The 6,145-nt window shown below is 42.7% G+C and carries 3 protein-coding genes, 2 tRNA genes and 2 rRNA genes; all 7 read right to left on the bottom strand.

Annotated features, from left to right (window positions below):
- Window positions 1-26: 26 nt before the first annotated feature.
- Window positions 27-100 (bottom strand) — tRNA-Ile (locus tag DW743_RS00490).
- A gap of 37 nt (window positions 101-137) precedes the next feature.
- A tRNA-Ala gene (locus tag DW743_RS00485) sits at window positions 138-210 on the bottom strand.
- 6 nt (window positions 211-216) lie between these two features.
- Window positions 217-334: ribosomal RNA gene (gene rrf / locus DW743_RS00480) — 5S ribosomal RNA — on the bottom strand.
- Between the two features lie 96 nt (window positions 335-430).
- A 16S ribosomal RNA gene (locus tag DW743_RS00475) occupies window positions 431-1,963 on the bottom strand.
- 540 nt (window positions 1,964-2,503) lie between these two features.
- On the bottom strand, window positions 2,504-3,736 hold the full coding sequence (locus DW743_RS00465; RefSeq protein WP_055226878.1) for an ABC transporter permease: 1,233 nt from the start codon (window positions 3,734-3,736) through the stop codon (window positions 2,504-2,506).
- Window positions 3,737-3,760: 24 nt separating this feature from the next.
- Entirely contained in the window at window positions 3,761-4,426 is a 666-nt protein-coding gene (locus DW743_RS00460; protein WP_055226876.1) for an ABC transporter ATP-binding protein, read from the bottom strand.
- A 31-nt stretch (window positions 4,427-4,457) separates the two neighbouring features.
- Window positions 4,458-6,134 (bottom strand): ABC transporter ATP-binding protein, encoded by a 1,677-nt coding sequence (locus DW743_RS00455; RefSeq protein WP_055226874.1) that lies wholly within the window; start codon window positions 6,132-6,134, stop codon window positions 4,458-4,460.
- Window positions 6,135-6,145 lie beyond the last annotated feature (11 nt).

Genomic DNA, 6,145 nt, shown 5'->3' with positions numbered 1-6,145 from the left:
TTTGGACTTGATTCACTCAAATCCAGTGGGCTTAAGTGGACTCGAACCACCGACCTCACGCTTATCAGGCGTGCGCTCTAACCGGCTGAGCTATAAGCCCTCAGTCGTTTCCGACGCCCGGAAGTTTTCTTTCCGGATGGAGACGAAGAGATTCGAACTCTCGACCCCCTGCTTGCAAGGCAGGTGCTCTCCCAACTGAGCTACGTCCCCGTTTGAAGCTGGCAGCCACCTGCTCTCCCACACCGTCTCCAGTGCAGTACCATCGGCCGCTTAGGTCTTAACCATCGTGTTCGGGATGGGAACGGGTGTGTCCCCTAAGCGCATCGCCACCAGCAATAGTTATTCAGTTTTTGAAACTGTAAAGTCTACAGCTTTTGCTGTTCCTTAATAACTAAACAATGAAACCCATTCTTTACTTGTTCTTCCTTAGAAAGGAGGTGATCCAGCCGCACCTTCCGATACGGCTACCTTGTTACGACTTCACCCCAGTTATCAGTCCCGCCTTCGGCAGCTCCCTCCTAAAAGGTTGGGTCACTGACTTCGGGCGTTACCAACTCCCATGGTGTGACGGGCGGTGTGTACAAGACCCGGGAACGTATTCACCGCGACATTCTGATTCGCGATTACTAGCGATTCCAGCTTCGTGCAGTCGAGTTGCAGACTGCAGTCCGAACTGAGACGTTATTTTTGGGATTTGCTCCACCTCGCGGCTTTGCCTCCCTTTGTTTACGCCATTGTAGCACGTGTGTAGCCCAGATCATAAGGGGCATGATGATTTGACGTCATCCCCACCTTCCTCCAGGTTATCCCTGGCAGTCTCCACAGAGTGCCCAGCTTTACCTGCTGGCTACTGAGGATAAGGGTTGCGCTCGTTGCGGGACTTAACCCAACATCTCACGACACGAGCTGACGACAACCATGCACCACCTGTCTCCAATGCTCCGAAGAGAAGGCCCCGTTACGGGCCGGTCATCGGGATGTCAAGACCTGGTAAGGTTCTTCGCGTTGCTTCGAATTAAACCACATGCTCCACCGCTTGTGCGGGTCCCCGTCAATTCCTTTGAGTTTCATTCTTGCGAACGTACTCCCCAGGTGGAATGCTTAATGCGTTTGCGGCGGCACCGAAGAGCTTTGCTCCCCAACACCTAGCATTCATCGTTTACGGCGTGGACTACCAGGGTATCTAATCCTGTTTGCTCCCCACGCTTTCGAGCCTCAACGTCAGTTACCGTCCAGTAAGCCGCCTTCGCCACTGGTGTTCTTCCTAATATCTACGCATTTCACCGCTACACTAGGAATTCCGCTTACCTCTCCGGCACTCGAGCCAGACAGTTTCCAATGCAGTCCCAGGGTTAAGCCCTGGGTTTTCACATCAGACTTGCCTTGCCGTCTACGCTCCCTTTACACCCAGTAAATCCGGATAACGCTTGCCCCCTACGTATTACCGCGGCTGCTGGCACGTAGTTAGCCGGGGCTTCTTAGTCAGGTACCGTCATTATCTTCCCTGCTGATAGAGCTTTACATACCGAAATACTTCTTCGCTCACGCGGCGTCGCTGCATCAGGGTTTCCCCCATTGTGCAATATTCCCCACTGCTGCCTCCCGTAGGAGTTTGGGCCGTGTCTCAGTCCCAATGTGGCCGGTCGCCCTCTCAGGCCGGCTACTGATCGTCGGTTTGGTGGGCCGTTACCCCGCCAACTGCCTAATCAGACGCGGGCCCATCCCATACCACCGGAGTTTTTCACACCGAGCCATGCAGCTCTGTGCGCTTATGCGGTATTAGCAGCCGTTTCCAGCTGTTATCCCCCGGTATGGGGCAGGTCACCCACGCGTTACTCACCCGTCCGCCGCTCAGTCAGTTAAGAATCAATCCGAAGAAATCAACTTAACTGCTTCGCTCGACTTGCATGTGTTAAGCACGCCGCCAGCGTTCATCCTGAGCCAGGATCAAACTCTCTGATAAAATGTTTGTTCCAAGTTCAAAATCAACATACTAGCTAATTTATCCCTTTTACTGTTTTAAAGGATCTTTCGATCGTTTTGAATTACTTATTCAGAACTTTCGAGGATGTGTTTCACTGTTTAATTATCAAGGATCTCTGCCGTTCCGACTCGGATCAGCTCGTTTATTTTATCACAGAGCTTTTCATTTGTCAAGAACTTTTTTAATTTATTTTTTTGAAGCTCTTTCGAACTTCCTGAGAACGTTTTGTTCTCTGCCGTTCTCTCGATCAGCAACTCGTTTATTCTATCAAACTCATTTGCTTTTGTCAAGAACTTTTTTCAAGTTTTTTTGAAGTAGTTTTGCAACCCGCGGCAGCCACCCGGCTCCGAACTAGGTTTTTCTGTTTCAAAGAAACTCTTTTACTGTAGCTCTCGCTGACAGCTTAGTTATAATAACACCCCCGAAAGCAAAAGTCAACACCTTTTTTCGAATTTTCTTATTTTTAGAAAAATACGGTCAATTCTGCATATTCAGTATTTTATCTGACTATTTCTTTTTTTACTCCATCATCAAAATCTTTTTCGGCTGATATCGTACAATCTGGTATACCATAACCATAGAAGAAGCCAGCACAACCCCCATTCCACAAAGATACAATATTATAATCTGCTGTGTCTTAATTGCAGCCTGCACACCGTTCGAAAGATCTACAGCTATTTTTATCACATTCGCCAAAGGATAAGAAAAAATTACCCCCGCTGTAATTGCCAGCAATACCGGGCAAAAAGATTCCATCAACATCTGCAGCATAATCCGCATCTTTGTTTCTCCAACAGAAAGAAGAATGCCAATCTCAAACATGCGATCCCGCAAATTCATAAGAATCAAAAAACTTAATGTGATAGTTCCAAGGATTACGGAAACTATCACCATGAGATTCGAAATCCCTGCCAGGCTCTTCAGGCTGTCGGCCACCGCTTTATAAGCTGAAACATTTACCGTATAGTCCATATCATATTCTTCTTTGATATATTCCGGCATTTTTTTCGCATCTTCAGCAAACGCTCTTCCTTCTTCCGGGTCCTTCAACTGCAATGTAATTTCTTTTACATTATCATTTTCATTCATCTCATAAACTGGTGTATCCAGGGTATAGATAGCATTTGCTGGGTTATTATATACCACATTTCCACTGTAAGCTGCCTCGTTCGTACTGTAAATACCACTGATTTTAAATGTATACCGCTCCTTTGTGTATGGTGAAAGAACAGCTATGGTATCTCCTATTCCCAGTCCATTCCGTTCCGCAATCCCATCACTGACTACCGCTTCTTCTGCATTCTGCGGTACATGTCCCGAAATCAGTGTAACTACAGAAGAAACAGAACTAAAATACTCGACAGGATCAGATGATCCCTCCACATAAATATTTTCTGTTCCATTTTCTTCCTGTCCGTCCATAATTTCAGCTGTAAAGTTATCCGCCAGAGCAGCTGTCACCGTATTACAGCTGCCAAACCGAATTCTTTCATCAGCGCAGAGTTCCAAATATTTTTGATGTGAAATCGAATTCACACCGCGCGGCTCTTCACTGTATATCTGACGCTCATTCGATACAAGCACGCTTCCTCCGATGCTCGTCCGAATCTCCCATATCCGTTCCCGACTTGCCGCGCGGATACATAAGCCAAACAGGATCAGGATGGATAAAATCAGGAAACTTAAAAACATCAGAATTGTATTTTTTTTATGATAAGAAATACTGCGAAATGCTCTTTTGATCCAGTTCATAAAAACTTTCCCTCCCCCTCATGTTTAATCCTGCAATTTTTTCTTTTCCAGCCGTACCACCACATCTGCCTCCGCGGCAAATGCTTCCGAATGTGTAACTGCTATTACACATTTCTTATCTTCATGAGCCAGCTCTTTGAAAATTTTCACAATGCCAGCCGCCGTATCAACGTCCAGATTTCCCGTCGGCTCATCCGCAAGAATCACCTCTGCATTTGTCGAAATCGCACGCGCAATCGCTACGCGCTGCTGTTCGCCTCCTGAAAGTTTATTGATATTGCGGTTCATCTGATCTTCTGTAATTCCCATTCGTGTCAGAAGTTCCCGCGCCCGTTCTTTTTTGTTTTTAATCGGATTTGACGTAATTTCCATTGCCGCCAGCACATTCTCCAGCGGGGTCAGATAAGGCAGCAGATTATACGCCTGAAACACAATTCCAATCTTGCTGTTTCGATATCTTGTATAGCCAATTTCCCGGATATCTTTTCCTTCAAAGCACACGCAGCCGCTCTTAGGTTCTTCCAGCGCACCCGCCAAAGTCAGCGTCGTTGTTTTCCCCGATCCAGAAGGACCAACAATCGTGTAAAGAGTACCCTTCTCAAATGAATAGCTGGCTTTATCCAAAATATCAATTCTCTTTCCGCCGCTCTCGTAAAAATAGCTTACCTCTTTTAATTCCAGTTCTGCCATATTGTTCCTTTCTACTATAATCTAGTCGCCTCTACATTTTTCCAGTTCTCACTTCCGTAAGAAACCCATCTTTTACCAAATATACTTTATCAAATTTTTCCAGTTTATCATAATGATGTGTAATAAAAATCACAGATTTTTCCGGCATTTCTTCTGTTATAATTTTATAAAGATATTCATTGGCTTCTACATCAAATCCACTGGACGCTTCATCAAAAAGCATAACCGGCGCATCTTTCAATAGTGCCCGTGCAACCACAAGCTTTTGTCTTTCTCCTCCTGAAAGAAATGCTCCATCATCTCCTATTTGTGTTTTTTCTTTTTCTGGAAAACGTTGCAAGTATTTTTTCACGCCACTTTTCCTTAGTACCTCATTCAGTTTTTGTCTGTCTGCTTTCCCCTCCAAATCTATATTCTGCACAATGTCCCCCAAAAACAACGCTGATTTCTGACTCACAACAGAAAAAAGGCTTCGGTATTCTGATAATTTTAGCACTTTTATATTTTCACCATTACATAAAATTTCTCCTTCTTCCGGTTCATAAAATCGTAATAGTAATTCCAAAATTGTTGATTTTCCACTTCCATTTTTTCCAATAATAGCCACTTTTTCTCCCGGCTCAAGTTTAAAAGATACTTTCTTTAACACTTCCCTATCCTTTGTATACTGAAATCTCACATTTTTAAATTCTAATATTGGCGAAATCTCTTTTTCCACTCTTTTACTTCCACTTCGTTCCTCTTCCATATTCAAAAATGTATAAAGTCGTTCAGCGGACGGTTTGACACTTGCAAAATGCATACGCAGATCAATTAAACTATTTACCGGTCTTGTAACATAACTAGAATAAGAAACAAAAGCAAAAACTGAACCTATGGAAATTTTTCCCACGAACACCAAATATCCACCAACTAAATAAATAAGAATTGTTACACCCCACTCTAAAACAGCATCCCCAAAAATATTCCATGTCTCAATCATGGTTCCTTTCATTTCAACCGCTAACGATTTACAAATCTGTTTTAAAAATTCGCATTTTCTTAATTCATATAGATTCCACAATTTAATTTCTTCCACAGTATTAATTGTATCGCCAAGCCATCCTCCAAATTGTTGCTCAACTTGAATATACATTTTCATGTTTTTCTCACGCTTTTTAGCAAGACATTTTACTAACACGTATTTCACTGGAATTACTATCACTACAATGCATAACAGTTCAGGACTCAACAGCATAAGTCCAGCAAGTCCACTAATTACACGAAAAACATACGAAAAGCTCATCACTACATATCTATCTGTCATAGACGCAACCTGAGATACATCGCATTGTAACATTTGCACTATTTCCATACTATTTTTCATTTGAAAATAATGTTTTTTTAAATGCAATAATTTTCGAAATACATTGCAATACAAGTTCTTATAGAATGAATTATGTATTTCTGCAAAAGTTTTTGCCTGCACAACTTCAATCATTAAATATACCAGCACACAAACAAATAAACCGGCTACTCCATTAACAATTTGGGGCATATTTTTTTCGAGTATTCCGATGTCTGTGATCTGTTTTATCAATAATGGTTGCAGAAATACAGTTACTGTAGAAACAATAGTGCTTATACTCAAAATACCTATTTCTTTTTTATATTTGAGTAACTCTTTTAAAAAATATAAACATTTATTATTCTCTATTATTTTCTTCATTGTTCACAAAT

It is taken from the genome of Blautia sp. AM28-27, from assembly GCF_003480905.1.
Classification (GTDB): Bacteria; Bacillota; Clostridia; order Lachnospirales; family Lachnospiraceae; genus Fusicatenibacter; species Fusicatenibacter saccharivorans.
The sequence above is the reverse complement of the archived record's forward strand: the minus strand, read 5'-3'. Positions and strand labels throughout refer to the sequence as shown.